This window comes from Citrobacter sp. wls708, assembly GCF_005281255.1.
Lineage (GTDB): Bacteria > Pseudomonadota > Gammaproteobacteria > Enterobacterales > Enterobacteriaceae > Citrobacter > Citrobacter werkmanii.
The window spans coordinates 428046-444353 of record NZ_SZXE01000023.1; the positions used below are offsets into that span (position 1 = coordinate 428046).

Below are 16308 nucleotides of genomic sequence, written 5' to 3' on the forward strand. Positions count from 1 at the left end.
GATTGGCCTGAAAGGGCCAGTCTTTCAATGGAATGAAAAATGAAAAGACAGTTAGGTATCTTCTCTTTTTTATCGCTTTTTCTTATGAACATTGCACAAGCTGGTGTGGTCATTAGCGGCACACGTATTATTTATCCGGCCAGCCAGGCTGAAGTACAAGTTACATTAAAAAATAAAGATAATGATAAACGTTACCTGGTTCAAAGCTGGGTGAGTAACGTTGATGACAGTAAAGCACCATTTGTTATTACCCCACCGATTTACAAGCTGGAAGAAAATCGCCAGACGCTGCTGCATGTCGTGTATACCGGTGATAAAAGCGCCTTACCTCAGGATCGTGAATCCCTGTTTATGGCAAATGTGAAATCGGTATCTGCCATTCCGGAAGCGTTGAGAGATAACAACACCTTGCAGCTTGCGATTAAAACGAAAGTTAAATTATTTTATCGCCCAAAGGCTTTAAGCGATCACGCGGCTAAGAATGCCTGGCAGTCGCTACAGTTTAGTCATAATAACAATCAGCTTGTGATTAAAAACCCTACGCCATTTTATGTGACTTTTGGCCAGCTCACTGTCGGCGGGAAAGAAATTCAACAGGCTAAAAATCAGGATGTACCTTCTGCATTAAGCATGATGATTGCACCTTTTGGCGAGCAGCGTTATCCCCTGCCTTCTGGTGCCAAAGGACAGGTTAGCTGGACCGCTATTAATGATTATGGCTCTGAGACTGAACAACGTAAGCAGTCACTGTAGAGCTCTGCCAATATAAACCCCGCTGCTCATAATATGATTATTACATCGTTCATTGAATACTGATGTCTTTAATAAATTAAAAGGTGAAGATCTTAAAGGATCCATGTCTTCGTAAAAAATAAACTAGCCATCGGATGGGCAATATGTTTTCAATTCGCGTCTTGCGCACATTTACTTTTAATTCGTTGACCTTGGCAATACTGGCAGCAAGTGCTCCAGGGTATGCCGACGATTATTTTAACCTTAGTGCACTCGAAACCGATACTCCATTAGAAAATACGGGCGCGCTGGCCGCTTATTTACATAACAGTGGCCTGTTACCTGGTAACTATCTCACTTCTGTGGTTTGGGATCAGGAATTTATTGATAAAAGAAATATCAATTTTCTCCTTTCGAAGGACGGCAAAAAGCTGGTGCCGCAGTTCACTAAAGCAGAATTGCGCGAGTTGGGCGTTAAAGTTGACACCGTTCCGGCACTGAATCTGCTTGATGATAATTCACCTGTGGGGGACATCAGCGAATATATACCTGAGGCCCGTTATGACTTTAGTGCTGATACCCAGGTGTTGCAATTGCGTATACCGCAAATGTACCGAAATACTCAGATCTCAGGCGATACCAACCCAAAATACTGGGACGACGGTATTCCTGCGCTATGGACGAGTTACTACATCTCCGGTTCTCATCAACGATTTAATGGAGATGAAAGTTCTTCAAATTGGGTGAGTTTGAATTCAGGGATAAACCTTGGACCGTGGCGACTGCATAATATGGGAACCTGGGGCCAGGATAACGGCTGGCAATCGATCAATACCTCGCTGCAACGCGACATTAAACCGTTGCGCAGCCAGTTTGAAGCTGGGCAGACCTCGACCAATGGCGAACTGTTTGACAGCGTACAGATGACAGGGATCAAACTTGAAACCGACACCAGTATGTTGCCGAGCAGCCTACAGGGTTTTGCGCCAGTGGTTCGCGGGATTGCAAACAGTGATGCCAAAGTAACCGTCAAACAAAATGGTTATGTCATCTATCAGACGAATGTTTCTCCCGGGCCATTTGAAATTCGCGACCTGAGTCAGGTGACGGCAGGGGCCGATCTTGAGGTGACGGTTCAGGAAGCCGATGGTACGGAGCGCAGCTTTATTCAGGCCAGTTCTTCAGTACCGATTATGCTGCGAGAAGGGGCGATGAAATACAGCTTGGCGGCGGGGAAATATCGTGATGTCGATAATGGTGAAGAACCGGGATTCGGCCAGGCGACACTCATCTATGGTTTGCCCTACGGCATGACCGCTTATGGCGGTATGCTAGGTGCATCGATGTACCATTCAGCCTTAGTAGGGATGGGGGTCGATCTTCAGCAGTTTGGTTCACTTTCGACGGACGTTACTGCCGCCAAAACCGCGTTTAATGACGATCGCGACGACGCTCGTGGTCAATCATGGCGGGCTCAGTATGCCAAAGATTTCCCGCTGACCGATACGACCGTGACGCTGGCTAGCTATCGCTACTCCACATCGGGTTTTTACACCTTCCAGGAAGCGCTGGATCAGCGCAACAATAACTATGATAGCGACGATATTTACAGTTATCGCAGCACCAATAATCGTCGTAGTCGTCAGCAGTTTAGCCTTTCTCAGTCGCTGCATTCATGGGGCTCGGTTTATGCCAATGCATATCAGCAGGATTACTGGGGGATGGACGGGTATGAACGCAGTATTAGCCTTGGCTACAGTAGCAGTTGGCAGGGGATCAACTGGTCGGTGAACTACAACCTGACGAAGACGCCTTCGACGACTGACGATCAGCAGATTGCCTTTTCCATCAATGTACCTTTGGCGCGTTGGCTGTCGAATTCATGGGCTACTTATAATATGAACAGCACCAGACATGGCAATACATCGCATCAAGTGGGGATTAGCGGCACGCTGCTGGATGATAACAATTTAAGCTATAACCTTCAGCAAACCTACACCAATAGTGATGCTGGCAATGGCGCATATCTCTCATCGCGCTATCGCGCTTCGGTGGGCGAGTTCAGTTCCAGCTACAGTTATCAGAAAGATAACAAGCAGTGGAGCTATAGCGCACAGGGTAGCGTGGTCGCGCATTCGCATGGAGTCACGTTGGGTCCGTCTATACAGGATGCTTTTGCGATCGTGCATATTGCTGATGGCAATAATGTCAAAGTCCAAAATTCGTGGGGCGTTTATACCGATTATTGGGGCAATGCGGTTGTGCCTTCATTAACAAATTATCGGCGTAATACGATAACGGTTAATACGTATGGACGGGATGACATTGATATTCAGGATTCCTCATTAGACGTAACACCTACCAAAGGCGCGGTCGTTGCGGCGGATTTTACTGCTCGCACGGGTAAGCGTGCGTTGATAACGCTGAAGCGCAATCATGGCGTCGTGCCTTTTGGCGCGATGCTTAGTCTGTCGGAGAGCACCGCCATTGTGGGCGATGACGGTGAAGTTTATCTCACCGGACTTAAGGGAACCCAGACCTTTACCGTGCAATGGGGCGATGGACGAGAAGCAAGATGCGCTGGAAGCGTGACAATACCTGAAGAAGTACCGGCAGGTATTTATAAAGCAAACGTGCAGTGCCAGTGAAGACTGACTCTAAAAGAAAGGAATCTATAATGAATATTAAACCAGGCTATTTAGGGGCGCTGTTATTACTGATTAGCGGTAGCAGCTGGGCGAGTTGTTCTTTTACTCAGGGCGGTGTTGGGCCTGGACCTTTTACCATACCAGCGTTGGTGGTAAGCCAGGATGCGACGCCTGGTACGATACTTTATAGTCAAGAACTGGTTGGTTCTGCGATTAAATTGAAATGTACGGGAGTTGCTCCTATTTATAAAGGATACAGGTATCTGAGCACCCGTTGGGAAAATAGTGTTGGACTGTCAGCTGTTTATAAAACTAACGTTCCCGGCATCGGTATTCAGGCAAAATGGAACAACACCGGGAGATCGCTTGCTACAGACGGTAACTATATCCTCTCTTATTTTGAAGCTAAGGATATGACAGAAGATTATGAATATACTATTTCACCCCGAATAGGTATTAGGATTGTTGTCATCGGGCCCATTGAAAGCGGCACTATTGATGCCAGCCGTTTGTTGGCCGAATGGGTATATGACAACCAGACGGTTGCCCAACTCACCTTTAACCCTGTGAGCGTAAACGTGCAGGCTAACACCTGTAACCTTGTTGAGAAAAATATTTCCGTACCGCTTAAACAGATCACAACGGGTGAATTTAACAACGGTTATTCAGACGTTGTCTCAGATGATGCCTTCAAAATTCAGCTTGATGCCTGTAAAGCCGATATACAGGTTGATTATCGGTTTACGACCTCAGGGTCGACGGGGGTAACCAGCGGTAATATTCTTAGTATTGCTAGCGGAACGGACGCCGCCGAAGGCGTGGGAATTCAAATCCTTGATAACAATAACAACGTTCTCCAGTTTGATACGGATTATACCGCTGCCTCGAAAACGACAGAGAATCAGGCCATCACTATTCCTCTTCAGGCGCGTTATGTCAAAACGGGGACGGTCAAAGCCGGGCAGGTAGATGCCGTCGCGACGTTTGAAGTTTATTATCGCTAAGCGGTAATGACCTGCCAAATTTGGCAGGTCATTACCCAATTCCATCATCTTTCTATATCCCTTCTCCCAATCTGGTTATTTCTTAACCCCTTAGTTTTAGTAGGGGCGCGTATTGCTTGCGCTCGCAACAGCGTTTCGAATATCATACTCTCGTTATAAGAATAATTCTCGTTTACGTTATCATTCACTTTCATCAGAGAAATACCAATGGCGCGTATTAAAACTGCTCAGCCAAATTCCTCGCTGCGTAAAATTGCAGTTGTGGTAGCCACAGCGGTTAGCGGCATGTCTGTCTATGCACAGGCGGCGGTTCAACCGAAAGAAGAAACCATCACCGTAACCGCAGCGCCTGCTCCGCAGGAAAGTGCATGGGGGCCAGCGGCAACCATCGCCGCACGACAGTCTGCTACGGCGACCAAAACCGATACTCCGATTCAAAAAGTTCCTCAGTCTATTTCAGTGGTCACCGCTGAAGAGATGGCGTTACATCAGCCGAAATCGGTTAAAGAGGCGCTCAGCTACACTCCTGGTGTCGCCGTGGGTACGCGTGGCGCATCCAATACCTATGACTATCTGATTATTCGCGGATTCGCGGCAGACGGCCAAAGTCAGAACAACTATCTGAATGGCCTGAAGATGCAGGGTAACTTCTACAACGATGCGGTAATCGATCCTTATATGCTGGAGCGCGCTGAAGTGATGCGCGGTCCGGTTTCCGTTCTTTACGGAAAGAGCAACCCAGGCGGGTTGTTGAACATGGTCAGTAAGCGCCCCACGACAGAACCGCTGAAAGAAGTTCAGTTCAAAATGGGCACTGACAGCCTGTTCCAGACCGGGTTTGATTTCAGCGACGCGCTGGATGACGATGGCGTGTACTCATACCGCCTGACCGGCCTGGCGCGTTCCGCTAATGCGCAGCAGCAGGGCGCAGAAGAGCAACGCTACGCTATCGCGCCATCGTTCTCATGGCGTCCGGATGATAAGACAAACTTTACCTTCCTTTCCTACTTCCAGAACGAGCCTGAAACCGGTTATTACGGTTGGTTGCCGAAAGAGGGTACCGTATCTAAGCTGCCAAACGGTTCACGTCTGCCCACTGATTTCAACGAAGGCGCAAACAACAATACCTACTCTCGTAATGAGAAGATGGTGGGCTACAGCTTCGACCACGAATTTAACGACACCTTTACCGTGCGTCAGAATCTGCGTTATGCGCAAAACAAAGTTTCGCAGAACAGCGTGTATGGCTACGGCATGTGCTCAGATCCGCTCTATACAAAAGATCCGGCTAACAGCCCTTGTGCCAGCGTTCCTCAGTCAGATTGGGATCATACATTGACTCGTCAGTACGTTGACGATAATGAGAAATTGCAGAACTTTGCTGTTGATACGCAGGTGCAGAGCAAATTTGCTACCGGTTCCCTGGATCACACATTGCTGACCGGCGTTGACTATATGCGTATGCGTAACGACATCAACTCCTGGTTTGGTTGGGCTGGTTCTGTAGCGCCGTCAGATATCTATAACCTTGACCGCAGCGACTTTGATTTTGGCGCGCATCCTGGACCAGGTGCTCCGTATCGTGTTCTGAATAAACAGGAACAAACTGGTCTGTACGCTCAGGATCAGATGCAGTGGGATAAGGTGCTGGTTACTCTGGGTGGTCGTTACGACTGGGCTAAACAGGATTCTCTGAACCGCGTATCTGGCGTGCAGGACTCCCGTGATGACAGACAGTTCACCTGGCGTGGCGGTGTTAACTATCTGTTTGACAATGGTGTAACTCCGTATTTCAGCTATAGCGAATCTTTTGAACCGGCTTCCCAGACCGGGGCTAGCGGCAATATCTTTGCACCATCCAAAGGTAAGCAGTACGAAGCTGGCGTGAAATACGTGCCGGGCGATCGTCCGATCGTGTTGACCGGTGCGGTATACCAGCTCACCAAAACCAATAATTTGATGGCCGACCCGAATGGATCGCTTTTCTCGGTTGAAGGCGGTGAAATTCGTTCACGTGGTGTGGAAATTGAAGCAAAAGCGGCGCTGTCTGCCAGCGTTAACGTTGTCGGTTCTTATACCTACACCGATGCGGAATACACCACCGACACCAACTACAAAGGCAATACGCCTGCTCAGGTGCCAAAGCATATGGCATCCTTGTGGGGTGATTACACCATCTATGACGGCGCGCTCTCTGGCCTGACGCTGGGAACCGGCGCTCGTTTAACCGGTTCAAGCTACGGCGATCCGGCAAACTCCTTCAAAGTGGGAAGCTACACGGTGGTGGATGCGTTAGTGCGATACGATCTGGCGCGCGTCGGCATGGCGGGCTCCAACGTGGCGCTGCATGTGAACAACCTGCTTGATCGTGAATATGTCGCCAGTTGCTTCAACACCTATGGCTGCTTCTGGGGCGCAGAACGTCAGGTCGTTGCAACCGCAACCTTCCGTTTCTAATTTCTCTTTGGGCACGCTTTGCGTGCCCGTTTTACAAGTTGGCTGCTATGCAGGAAAACAGATCCCATCCCGATACCACTTTTGCGTTGCGTAATGTCTCCTTTCGTGTGCCTGGGCGCACGCTTTTGCATCCTCTCTCGTTAACGTTTCCCGTAGGAAAAGTGACCGGTCTTATCGGCCACAACGGTTCCGGAAAATCGACGTTATTGAAAATGCTGGGACGTCATCAGCCGCCGTCAGAAGGCCAAATCCTGCTCGACGAACAGCCGCTGGAGAACTGGAGCAGTAAAGCATTTGCCCGCAAGGTCGCCTATTTGCCGCAGCAGTTGCCGCAGGCAGAAGGGATGACCGTTCGCGAACTGGTAGCGATTGGCCGCTATCCGTGGCACGGCGCGCTGGGACGTTTTGGCGTGGCCGACAGAGAGAAAGTAGAAGAAGCCATTGCGTTGGTGGGCTTAAAACCCCTGGCGCATCGTCTGGTCGATAGCCTGTCCGGCGGCGAGCGTCAGCGTGCGTGGATCGCCATGCTGGTGGCGCAGGACAGCCGCTGCCTGCTGCTTGACGAACCGACCTCTGCGCTGGATATCGCTCATCAGGTCGACGTACTGGCGCTGGTGCATCGCTTAAGTCAGGAGCGCGGCTTGACGGTGGTTGCCGTACTGCACGATATCAATATGGCGGCCCGCTACTGCGATTATTTAGTTGCGCTGCGCGGCGGCGAAATGATTGCTCAGGGAACGCCTGCGGAACTGATGCGCAGCGAAACGCTGGAACAGATTTACGGTATCCCGATGGGCATTTTGCCGCATCCGGCTGGTGCCGCACCCGTGAGTTTTGTCTATTAATGATCGGATTACCTCATATTACCCGTCGGCGGCTGCTGACGGCGATGGCGCTGTCGCCGCTGCTGTGGCGGATGAATACGGCTAACGCGGCGGCGATTGATCCGCAACGTATTGTGGCGCTGGAATGGCTGCCGGTAGAGCTATTGCTGGCGTTGGGTTTTACGCCGTATGGCATTGCCGATATCCCTAACTACAAGCTGTGGGTTAATGAGCCTCCGCTGCCGGACTCGGTGATTGACGTCGGTCTACGTACGGAACCCAATCTTGAACTACTGACCGAAATGAAACCCTCGTTTTTGGTATGGTCGGCTGGTTATGGCCCCGCCCCCGAAAAACTGGCGCGGATTGCGCCTGGTCGGGGATTTAACTTCAGCGATGGCAAAAAGCCGCTGGCGGTTGCGCGTCAGTCGCTGCAGGAAATGGCGCAGTTGCTGAATCTGCCAGCTTCTGCTGAACGCCATCTGACTGAATACGATCGTTTTATCGCCAGCCTGAAACCGCGCTTTATCCAACGAGGCGCGCGCCCCGTGCTCCTGACGTCCCTGCTTGATTCGCGGCATATGCTGGTGTTTGGCCCGAACAGCCTGTTCCAGGAGGTGCTGGACGAATATGGGATACCCAACGCCTGGCAGGGAGAAACCAACTTCTGGGGGAGCACTGCCGTGAGTATTGACCGGCTTGCAGCCTATAAGGATGTTGATGTGCTGTGTTTTGATCACGGCAACAACAGAGAAATGGATGCGCTGATGTCTACGCCGTTATGGCAGGCGATGCCGTTTGTCCGTGACGGACGTTTTCAGCGCGTGCCTGCCGTCTGGTTTTATGGTGCAACGCTGTCCGCGATGCATTTTGCCCGCATCCTGGATAATGCACTGGGAGGCAAAGCGTGAGTAAACGAATTGCGCTGTTCCCAACGCTTCTTCTGGCGGTTCTGTTCGTCGCTGCCTGCTGGCTCACCTGGGTTAACTTCTCTGTGGCGCTACCGCGCAGCCAGTGGCAACAGGCCATCTGGTCACCGGATAACGATGCCATTGAGCAGATGGTTTTCCACTACAGCCTGCTGCCGAGGCTGGCGATTTCGCTATTAGTTGGCGCCGGGCTGGGGTTGGTCGGCGTGTTGTTCCAGCAGGTGCTGCGTAACCCACTGGCGGAGCCAACCACGCTGGGGGTCGCAACCGGGGCGCAGTTAGGTATTACGGTCACGACGCTGTGGGCGATTCCGGGGGCGCTGACCGCGCAATTTGCGGCGCTGGCAGGGGCCTGTATCGTTGGCGCGCTGGTGTTTGGCGTTGCCTGGGGCAAACGTCTCTCCCCCGTGACGCTAATCCTTGCCGGTCTGGTGGTCAGCCTGTACTGCGGGGCGATTAACCAGTTGCTGGTACTTTTCCATCACGATCAGCTGCAAAGCATGTTTTTGTGGAGCAGTGGCTCGCTGACGCAAACCGACTGGAGCGGCGTTCAGCGTTTGTGGCCGCAACTGCTGGGCGGCGTGATGTTGACGCTGCTGTTATTACGCCCAATGACGCTGATGGGACTGGATGACGGCGTGGCGCGCAACCTTGGGCTGGCGCTATCGCTGGCGCGTCTGGCGGCACTGACGCTGGCGATTGTCATCAGCGCCTTGCTGGTTAACGCTGTCGGAATTATCGGTTTTATCGGCCTGTTTGCCCCGCTGCTGGCAAAAATGCTCGGCGCCCGGCGCTTACTGGCGCGTCTGATGTTGGCCCCGCTGATCGGCGCGCTGATCCTCTGGCTCTCCGATCAAATCATTCTGTGGCTAACCCGCGTCTGGATGGAAGTCTCCACTGGTTCGGTGACGGCGCTGGTTGGCGCGCCGCTGCTGCTGTGGCTGCTGCCGCGCCTTAAGAGCATGAGCGCACCGGATATGAATGCCAGCAACCGCATCGCCGCTGAGCGTCAAAATGTCCTGATGTTTGCGCTGGCGGGCGGCGCAATTTTACTGCTGACGGTCGTCGTGGCACTGTCGTTCGGACGTGATGCGCACGGCTGGACATGGGCCAGCGGATCGATGCTGGATGAACTGATGCCCTGGCGCTGGCCGCGTATTCTGGCGGCGCTGATTGCCGGGGTGATGCTGGCGGTGGCGGGTTGCATTATTCAGCGTCTGACCGGAAATCCAATGGCCAGCCCGGAAGTCCTCGGTATTAGTTCCGGCGCGGCATTTGGCGTGGTGTTAATGCTGTTTCTGGTGCCCGGCAATGCCTTTGGCTGGCTGCTCCCCGCCGGGAGCCTCGGAGCGGCGGTCACTCTGCTTATCATCATGGTTGCCGCCGGGCGCGGCGGTTTTTCGCCGCACCGCATGCTGCTGGCAGGGATGGCGCTCAGCACGGCGTTTACAATGCTACTAATGATGCTGCAGGCCAGCGGCGATCCGCGCATGGCGGGCGTGTTGACCTGGATCTCCGGTTCAACCTATAACGCGACTGGCGAGCAGGTATTGCATACCGGGATAGTGATGGTTTTCTTGCTGGCGCTGACGCCACTGTGTCGTCGTTGGTTGACGATTTTACCTCTTGGCGGCGATACGGCGCGGGCGGTCGGTCTGGCGTTGACGCCGTCACGCGTGGGATTACTGCTGTTGGCGGCGGGATTAACGGCGACAGCAACCATGACGATTGGGCCGTTGAGCTTTGTCGGGCTGATGGCGCCGCATATTGCTCGCATGATGGGTTTTCGCCGGGCGATGCCGCATATGCTGATTTCGGCGCTGGCGGGAGGCGTGCTGTTGGTCTTTGCCGACTGGTGCGGCAGAATGGTGCTGTTTCCGTATCAGATCCCGGCGGGATTACTGTCGACGTTTATCGGCGCGCCGTACTTTATCTATCTGCTGAGAAAGCAGAGCCGCTGAGGCTGATTCTTTTCATGTAGGCCGGATAAGACGCTTTGCGTCGCCATCCGGCAATAAAAAAGCCGGGTGGCGGCTTCGCCTTACCCGGCCTGCTTTGTTTCTGTACGTTCTCTTTTACAGTTTCGCAAACACCCGACGCGCGGCGTCGATGGTGTTATTGATATCTTCTTCGCTGTGCGCCACAGACATAAAGCCCGCTTCGAAGGCAGACGGTGCCAGGTAAATCCCTTCATCCAGCATCATGTGGAAGAACTGCTTAAAACGTTCAACGTCGCATGCCATCACATCTTGATAGCAGGTCACGGTTTCTGCATCGGTGAAGAAAATCCCGAACATCCCGCCCACATGGTTAACCACCAGAGGAATGTTCGCTTCTTCGGCGGCTTCCAGCAGACCTTCCGCCAGACGCGTTGTCAGTTCATTCAGCGTTTCATGAATACCCGGTTGGGCCACTTCGTTCAGACAAGCAAAACCCGCCGCCATTGCAATCGGGTTACCAGACAGCGTACCCGCCTGGTAAACCGGACCGGTCGGCGCCAGCGCGTCCATCACATCACGACGGCCACCGAATGCGCCAACGGGCATCCCGCCGCCGATGATTTTACCCAGGCAGGTCAGGTCCGGAACGACGCCGTAATAATCCTGCGCACCGGCCAGCGCCACGCGGAAACCGGTCATCACTTCATCGATGATCAACAGCGCGCCAAACTCATCGCACAGCGCACGCAGGCCTGGCAGGAATTCCGGCAGTGGCGGAATGCAGTTCATGTTGCCGGCGACCGGCTCAACGATGATACAGGCGATCTCCTGCGGATATTGCTCAAACGCCGCACGTACCGAAGCGAGATCGTTGTAGGTGCAGGTCAGGGTGTGTTTCGCGAAATCAGCGGGTACGCCAGGGGAGTTCGGCTGGCCCAGCGTTAACGCGCCGGAACCGGCTTTGACCAGCAGGCAGTCAGCATGGCCGTGGTAGCAGCCTTCAAATTTGATGATCTTATCGCGACCGGTGAAACCGCGCGCCAGACGGATGGCGCTCATCGTCGCTTCCGTACCGGAGTTCACCATGCGCACCATGTCCATGGTCGGTACGAGTTCAGTGACCAGTTCCGCCATTTTCACTTCCATCTCGGTCGGCGCGCCGAAACTTAAACCGCGCTCTGCCGCTTCAATCACTGCATTACGGATTGCCGGATGGTTGTGACCCAGCACCATCGGTCCCCAGGAACCGACGTAGTCGACATAGGCTTTACCATCGACATCATACAGATACGCGCCGTCCGCTTTTTCGATAAACAGCGGAGTACCACCCACGCCAGTAAAGGCGCGAACGGGGGAGTTAACGCCGCCAGGGATAAGTTCGCGTGCTGCGCTGTAGAGATTTTCAGACTTACTCATGGATGGGGTCCTGGTTCGTAGAAAAAGTAAATGCCCGCTATTCTAGTTATTCAGAGAAGGTTATGAAAGTTTTACGCAATTGAAACAATGCGATTTGCAGGGGATTTTCGTGAAATGTGCGAGTAGAATGCCGATTCCGTATTTGTATTACCAATAAATGATCATCTGATGAAGACTGACACTCCCTCTTTTGAAGCACAACAAATTGTGCGTTTACGCCGCAGGGATCAAATCCGTCGACTCCTGGAACGAGACAAAACGCCGTTGGCGATCCTCTTGATGGCCGCGGTAGTGGGGACCGTGACGGGACTAGTGGGCGTGGCGTTTGAGAAAGCGGTGACCTGGGTGCAGAATCAGCGCATCGGCGCGTTGGCTCAGGTTGCGGACCATGCCATTTTGCTGTGGCCGCTGGCGTTTATCCTCTCCGCATTGCTGGCGATGGTCGGCTATTTTCTGGTGCGTAAATTTGCGCCGGAAGCGGGCGGTTCGGGGATCCCAGAGATTGAAGGCGCTTTGGAGGAATTGCGACCTGTGCGCTGGTGGCGCGTTCTGCCGGTGAAATTTATCGGCGGTATGGGCACGCTGGGCGCTGGGATGGTGCTCGGGCGAGAAGGGCCGACCGTGCAGATTGGCGGCAACATTGGGCGTATGGTGCTGGATATTTTTCGTATGCGCAGCGCCGAAGCGCGTCATACTCTGCTGGCTACCGGTGCCGCTGCGGGCCTGTCGGCGGCGTTCAATGCCCCTCTGGCGGGGATCCTGTTCATTATTGAAGAGATGCGTCCGCAGTTTCGCTATAACCTCGTGTCGATCAAAGCCGTGTTTACCGGCGTCATCATGTCGAGCATTGTGTTTCGCGTTTTCAATGGTGAAGCTCCGATTATTGAAGTTGGCAAGCTCTCCAATGCGCCGGTGAATACGCTGTGGCTGTATCTGGTGCTGGGGATTGTTTTTGGCTGCGTCGGACCGTTGTTTAATACCATGGTGTTGCGTACCCAGGATATGTTCCAGCGTTTCCACGGTGGTGAGATTAAAAAATGGGTGCTCATGGGCGGCGCGATTGGCGGCTTGTGCGGGATCCTCGGATTAATTAAACCTGAAGCAGCGGGTGGTGGGTTTAACTTGATCCCGATTGCTGCGGCGGGCAATTTTAGCGTCGGTCTGCTGCTGTTTATCTTTATTGCCCGGGTGATTACCACGCTGCTGTGCTTCTCGTCCGGCGCGCCTGGCGGGATTTTTGCCCCGATGCTGGCGTTGGGTACGCTGCTTGGTACCGCGTTCGGTATGGCCGCAGCGGCCTCTTTTCCGCAGTATCATCTGGAGGCCGGAACTTTTGCCATTGCCGGAATGGGGGCTTTGTTGGCGGCTTCGGTAAGGGCGCCGCTCACCGGTATTGTGCTGGTGCTGGAGATGACCGATAACTATCAGCTCATTTTGCCAATGATTATTACCTGTCTTGGCGCAACACTATTAGCCCAATTTATGGGCGGAAAGCCGCTATACTCGACTATCCTTGCCCGCACGCTGGCAAAGCAGGAAGCGGAGCAGGCGGCAAAAAGTCAGGGGACTACCGCTGGCGAGAATACTTGAACGAAATACCAGGGTATTAGATAATGGCTTTAACCATTGGGTTATAATTTGCCCAATTGCCAATGTCGTTTGGAGCAAAATATGAGTGATGACGTAGCGCTGCCACTGCAATTTACTGAAGCAGCAGCCAAGAAAGTAAAAAGCCTGATCGCTGATGAAGATAACCCGAATCTGAAATTACGCGTGTATATCACCGGCGGTGGTTGCAGCGGTTTCCAGTATGGTTTCACCTTTGATGATCAGGTGAACGATGGTGATATGACCATTGAGAAACAAGGTGTTGGTCTGGTGGTTGATCCGATGAGCCTGCAATATCTGGTGGGCGGTTCGGTTGACTATACCGAAGGTCTGGAAGGTTCCCGCTTCGTTGTGACTAACCCGAATGCTAAAAGCACCTGCGGGTGTGGTTCTTCTTTCAGCATCTGATTGCTGTCTGTAATACTGATGGTCTGATGTTGTAGGCCCGGTAAGCGCAGCGCCACCGGGCAATGTGCCGGATGGCGGCGTAAACGCCTTATCCGGCCTACATGTTCTGTATCGTCATATCAACGCCCGTTATCATCCAGCGCAAACGTCGGCAATTTCAAATGCCAGCGAATGGCGGCCAGTCGAATCAGCAGGGTGACAATCATCCCCATCATACTGGCGTTTTCCAGTGAAACATCAAAGGTATAAAACGCGGTCGCATGTACGATCCCGCCGATAATGCAGGCTGTAGCGTAGATTTCGGTGCGCAAAATCATCGGCACTTCACGGGCTAATACGTCACGAATGATCCCACCGCCAACGCCGGTAATCACGCCCATACAAATTGCCACCAGAGGCCCTGTTCCGGCAATAAAAGCTTTGTTGACGCCAATACCCACGAATACCGCCAGACCAACGGCATCCAGCACCGGCAGGATCCACTTCGGCAACCGTCGGGGCTGACGCACCAGCAGGATCGTCAGCATGCTGGTGATCATCGCCACCACCAGATCGGTAGGATCCTTAACCCAAAAAACCGGTCCGTTATCCAGCGCCATATCGCGGATCGTGCCGCCACCGACGGCTGTTACCACGCCTAAGACCAGAACGCCGAAGGGATCCATACGCAGTTTTCCGGCAAGCAATACGCCAGAGATAGCAAATACCGCGGTACCGACAATATCCAGCCAATAGACGAGCATGTTTAAATCCTCACAACAAACCTGGTGGGGGCAGGCGCTAATTTACCTGTGAAAGCGCATTGCAGAGTTGTTTTGCGGCGAGGATAATACGCGGGCTCGCACGTTCGAACCAATCACTATTAAGGGTAATAACCGGGATTTTAAGCTGATTTCCCCAAAATTGCTCAATTTTCAGCGTTTCGCCCGAACCACCGGTGGCAACGATAGCCTGCGGCGCTCTTGCCAGGACCTGTTCACGGCTAACCTGCGGCCATGGAACCCGACTGCCGGCAAAAATGTTTTCTCCGCCGCATACCTCAAGAACCTCATGCTGAATGGAGCCTTTTCCACTGGTAAACAGAGGATTCGCCCCAAACTGCAGAAACACGCGTTTTTTCGGTTTGTTGGCATACTGAGATTTTAGTAAAGCGTATTCATCAAGCAATGTTTTTGCCGCCTGTTTGGCCTGCTCTGGCCTGGGGCTCCATGGCGCCAATTGGCGTAGCGCATCGGCGACCTGCTCAATGGTAACGGCATCCACCCAAATGACTTTAATGCCCAGCGCGGTTAGCTGATTAACCTGCCGCTCAGCATTTCCTCCGCGCCAGGCGACGACCAAATCCGGTTTCAGCGCCACAATGCGTTCCAGATTCATGCCTTGCCAGGTTGAGACCTCTTCAATTTTTTGGGCCTCGGGCGGGTAATTGGAGTAGCTGCTGACGCCAACGGGCGTAATGCCTGCGGCAAAGGCGAGTTCAGTATTGGCAGGAGAAAGCGTAACAACACGCGGTGCGGCGTAAAGGAACGCCGGAAGAGTGAAAAGCAGGGCGACCAGCGCCCTGGAGAGTAATTTAGCCATGCGCCAGTTTCTGTACCAGCGTTTCAACCATCAGGCTTGACTGCTTCGCGGCGACCACCAGGAACTCGTCAAAGCTGAGATGGGACTGCTGATCGGCGACGTCGGAGATGGCGCGAACCACGACGAACGGCACGTTAAAATTGTGGCAAACATGCGCAATCGCGGTTGCTTCCATCTCAACGGCAATCGCCTGCGGGAAGTTATGCTTAATTTTAGCCAGGCCGACAGAGCCATTAATGAAGGCATCTCCGCTGACGATAAGCCCACGGACGGCATTCAGATTCAGTTCAGCAATGCAGGCTTCTGCTGCAGCAATCAGCGCAGGATCGGCTTTGAAACCCGCCGGGCAACCCGGTAGCTGACCAAATTCATAGCCAAATGCCGTGACGTCGGCATCGTGATAGCGCGCTTCATCAGAAACCACGATATCGCCGACTTTCAGCGTAGAGGCCAGGCCGCCCGCTGAACCGGTATTAATGATAGCGTCCGGCTTGCAGCGTTCAAGCAGCAACGTAGCGCCCAGTGCCGCAGCGACTTTACCGATGCCTGATTTCAGTAGCGCAACCTCAGTACCATTAAGTTGGCCGGTGTAAATTTCACAACCGCCGAGAGCGATGGTCTGACGGTTTTCGATTTTGTCACGCAGTAGCGTAACTTCTTCTTCCATTGCACCAATGATGCCGATTTTCATAGATTTACTCGCGATAAGCCAGATTTGAGGGCATAGTCTATCATGCGCTTACGGGGTAGCGCATTTCTCA

General features: G+C 53.0%; 13 protein-coding genes and 1 pseudogene. 10 read left to right on the plus strand and 4 right to left on the minus strand.

The features are described 5' to 3' along the window. Positions 1 to 39 precede the first annotated feature (39 nt). The 7 genes from FDW97_RS17565 to fhuB all read left to right on the plus strand — a co-directional run bounded on the left by FDW97_RS17565 (position 40) and on the right by fhuB (position 10555). A complete protein-coding gene (locus FDW97_RS17565) occupies positions 40 to 753 on the plus strand; it encodes a molecular chaperone (protein ID WP_223851235.1) in 714 nt (237 codons plus the stop codon). Between the two features lie 143 nt (positions 754 to 896). Then, on the plus strand, positions 897 to 3380 hold the full coding sequence (locus tag FDW97_RS17570) for a fimbria/pilus outer membrane usher protein (protein ID WP_137351388.1): 2484 nt from the start codon (positions 897 to 899) through the stop codon (positions 3378 to 3380). 29 nt (positions 3381 to 3409) lie between these two features. Continuing rightward, positions 3410 to 4384, plus strand: coding sequence for a fimbrial protein (locus FDW97_RS17575; protein ID WP_087857680.1), 975 nt, complete (start codon positions 3410 to 3412; stop codon positions 4382 to 4384). Positions 4385 to 4591: 207 nt separating this feature from the next. Continuing rightward, a complete protein-coding gene (fhuA, locus tag FDW97_RS17580) occupies positions 4592 to 6841 on the plus strand; it encodes a ferrichrome porin FhuA (RefSeq protein ID WP_137351389.1) in 2250 nt (749 codons plus the stop codon). A gap of 47 nt (positions 6842 to 6888) precedes the next feature. After that, positions 6889 to 7686 (plus strand): Fe3+-hydroxamate ABC transporter ATP-binding protein FhuC, encoded by a 798-nt coding sequence (gene fhuC, locus FDW97_RS17585; protein WP_137351390.1) that lies wholly within the window; start codon positions 6889 to 6891, stop codon positions 7684 to 7686. Continuing rightward, a complete protein-coding gene (gene fhuD, locus FDW97_RS17590) occupies positions 7686 to 8576 on the plus strand; it encodes a Fe(3+)-hydroxamate ABC transporter substrate-binding protein FhuD (RefSeq protein WP_137351391.1) in 891 nt (296 codons plus the stop codon). The genes fhuC and fhuD overlap by 1 nt, the downstream gene beginning before the upstream one ends. Continuing rightward, positions 8573 to 10555 carry a Fe(3+)-hydroxamate ABC transporter permease FhuB gene (gene fhuB / locus FDW97_RS17595; protein WP_137351392.1) on the plus strand — a complete coding sequence of 661 codons (1983 nt, stop codon included), beginning with the start codon at positions 8573 to 8575 and terminating at the stop codon, positions 10553 to 10555. Before fhuD ends, fhuB begins: the two co-directional genes overlap by 4 nt. 114 nt (positions 10556 to 10669) lie before the next feature. On the opposite strand, the gene hemL is transcribed toward fhuB, so the two are convergent. Then, positions 10670 to 11950, minus strand: a complete 1281-nt coding sequence (gene hemL / locus FDW97_RS17600) for a glutamate-1-semialdehyde 2,1-aminomutase (RefSeq protein WP_137351393.1) — start codon at positions 11948 to 11950, stop codon at positions 10670 to 10672. A 168-nt stretch (positions 11951 to 12118) separates the two neighbouring features. On the opposite strand from hemL, the gene clcA reads away from it, so the two are divergent. The 3 genes and pseudogenes from clcA to erpA all read left to right on the plus strand — a co-directional run bounded on the left by clcA (position 12119) and on the right by erpA (position 13966). Beyond that, positions 12119 to 13540, plus strand: coding sequence for a H(+)/Cl(-) exchange transporter ClcA (gene clcA, locus FDW97_RS17605; RefSeq protein ID WP_038637374.1), 1422 nt, complete (start codon positions 12119 to 12121; stop codon positions 13538 to 13540). A 23-nt stretch (positions 13541 to 13563) separates the two neighbouring features. Then, positions 13564 to 13629: pseudogene (gene yadW, locus FDW97_RS23530) on the plus strand (small protein YadW). Then, positions 13622 to 13966, plus strand: coding sequence for an iron-sulfur cluster insertion protein ErpA (erpA, locus tag FDW97_RS17610; RefSeq protein WP_069324026.1), 345 nt, complete (start codon positions 13622 to 13624; stop codon positions 13964 to 13966). Before yadW ends, erpA begins: the two are co-directional and overlap by 8 nt. A 119-nt stretch (positions 13967 to 14085) precedes the next feature. Here the strand turns inward: erpA and FDW97_RS17615 are convergent, their stop codons facing one another. From FDW97_RS17615 to mtnN, 3 genes are read right to left on the minus strand one after another with little or no spacing between them, the layout of a single operon-like run. Beyond that, positions 14086 to 14709: a TRIC cation channel family protein gene (locus FDW97_RS17615; protein ID WP_038637378.1), complete on the minus strand. Its 624-nt coding sequence runs from the start codon at positions 14707 to 14709 to the stop codon at positions 14086 to 14088. A 37-nt stretch (positions 14710 to 14746) separates the two neighbouring features. Continuing rightward, positions 14747 to 15547 carry a vitamin B12 ABC transporter substrate-binding protein BtuF gene (btuF, locus tag FDW97_RS17620; protein WP_137351394.1) on the minus strand — a complete coding sequence of 267 codons (801 nt, stop codon included), beginning with the start codon at positions 15545 to 15547 and terminating at the stop codon, positions 14747 to 14749. Beyond that, positions 15540 to 16238, minus strand: a complete 699-nt coding sequence (gene mtnN / locus FDW97_RS17625; protein ID WP_038637386.1) for a 5'-methylthioadenosine/S-adenosylhomocysteine nucleosidase — start codon at positions 16236 to 16238, stop codon at positions 15540 to 15542. The genes btuF and mtnN overlap by 8 nt, the downstream gene beginning before the upstream one ends. Positions 16239 to 16308 lie beyond the last annotated feature (70 nt).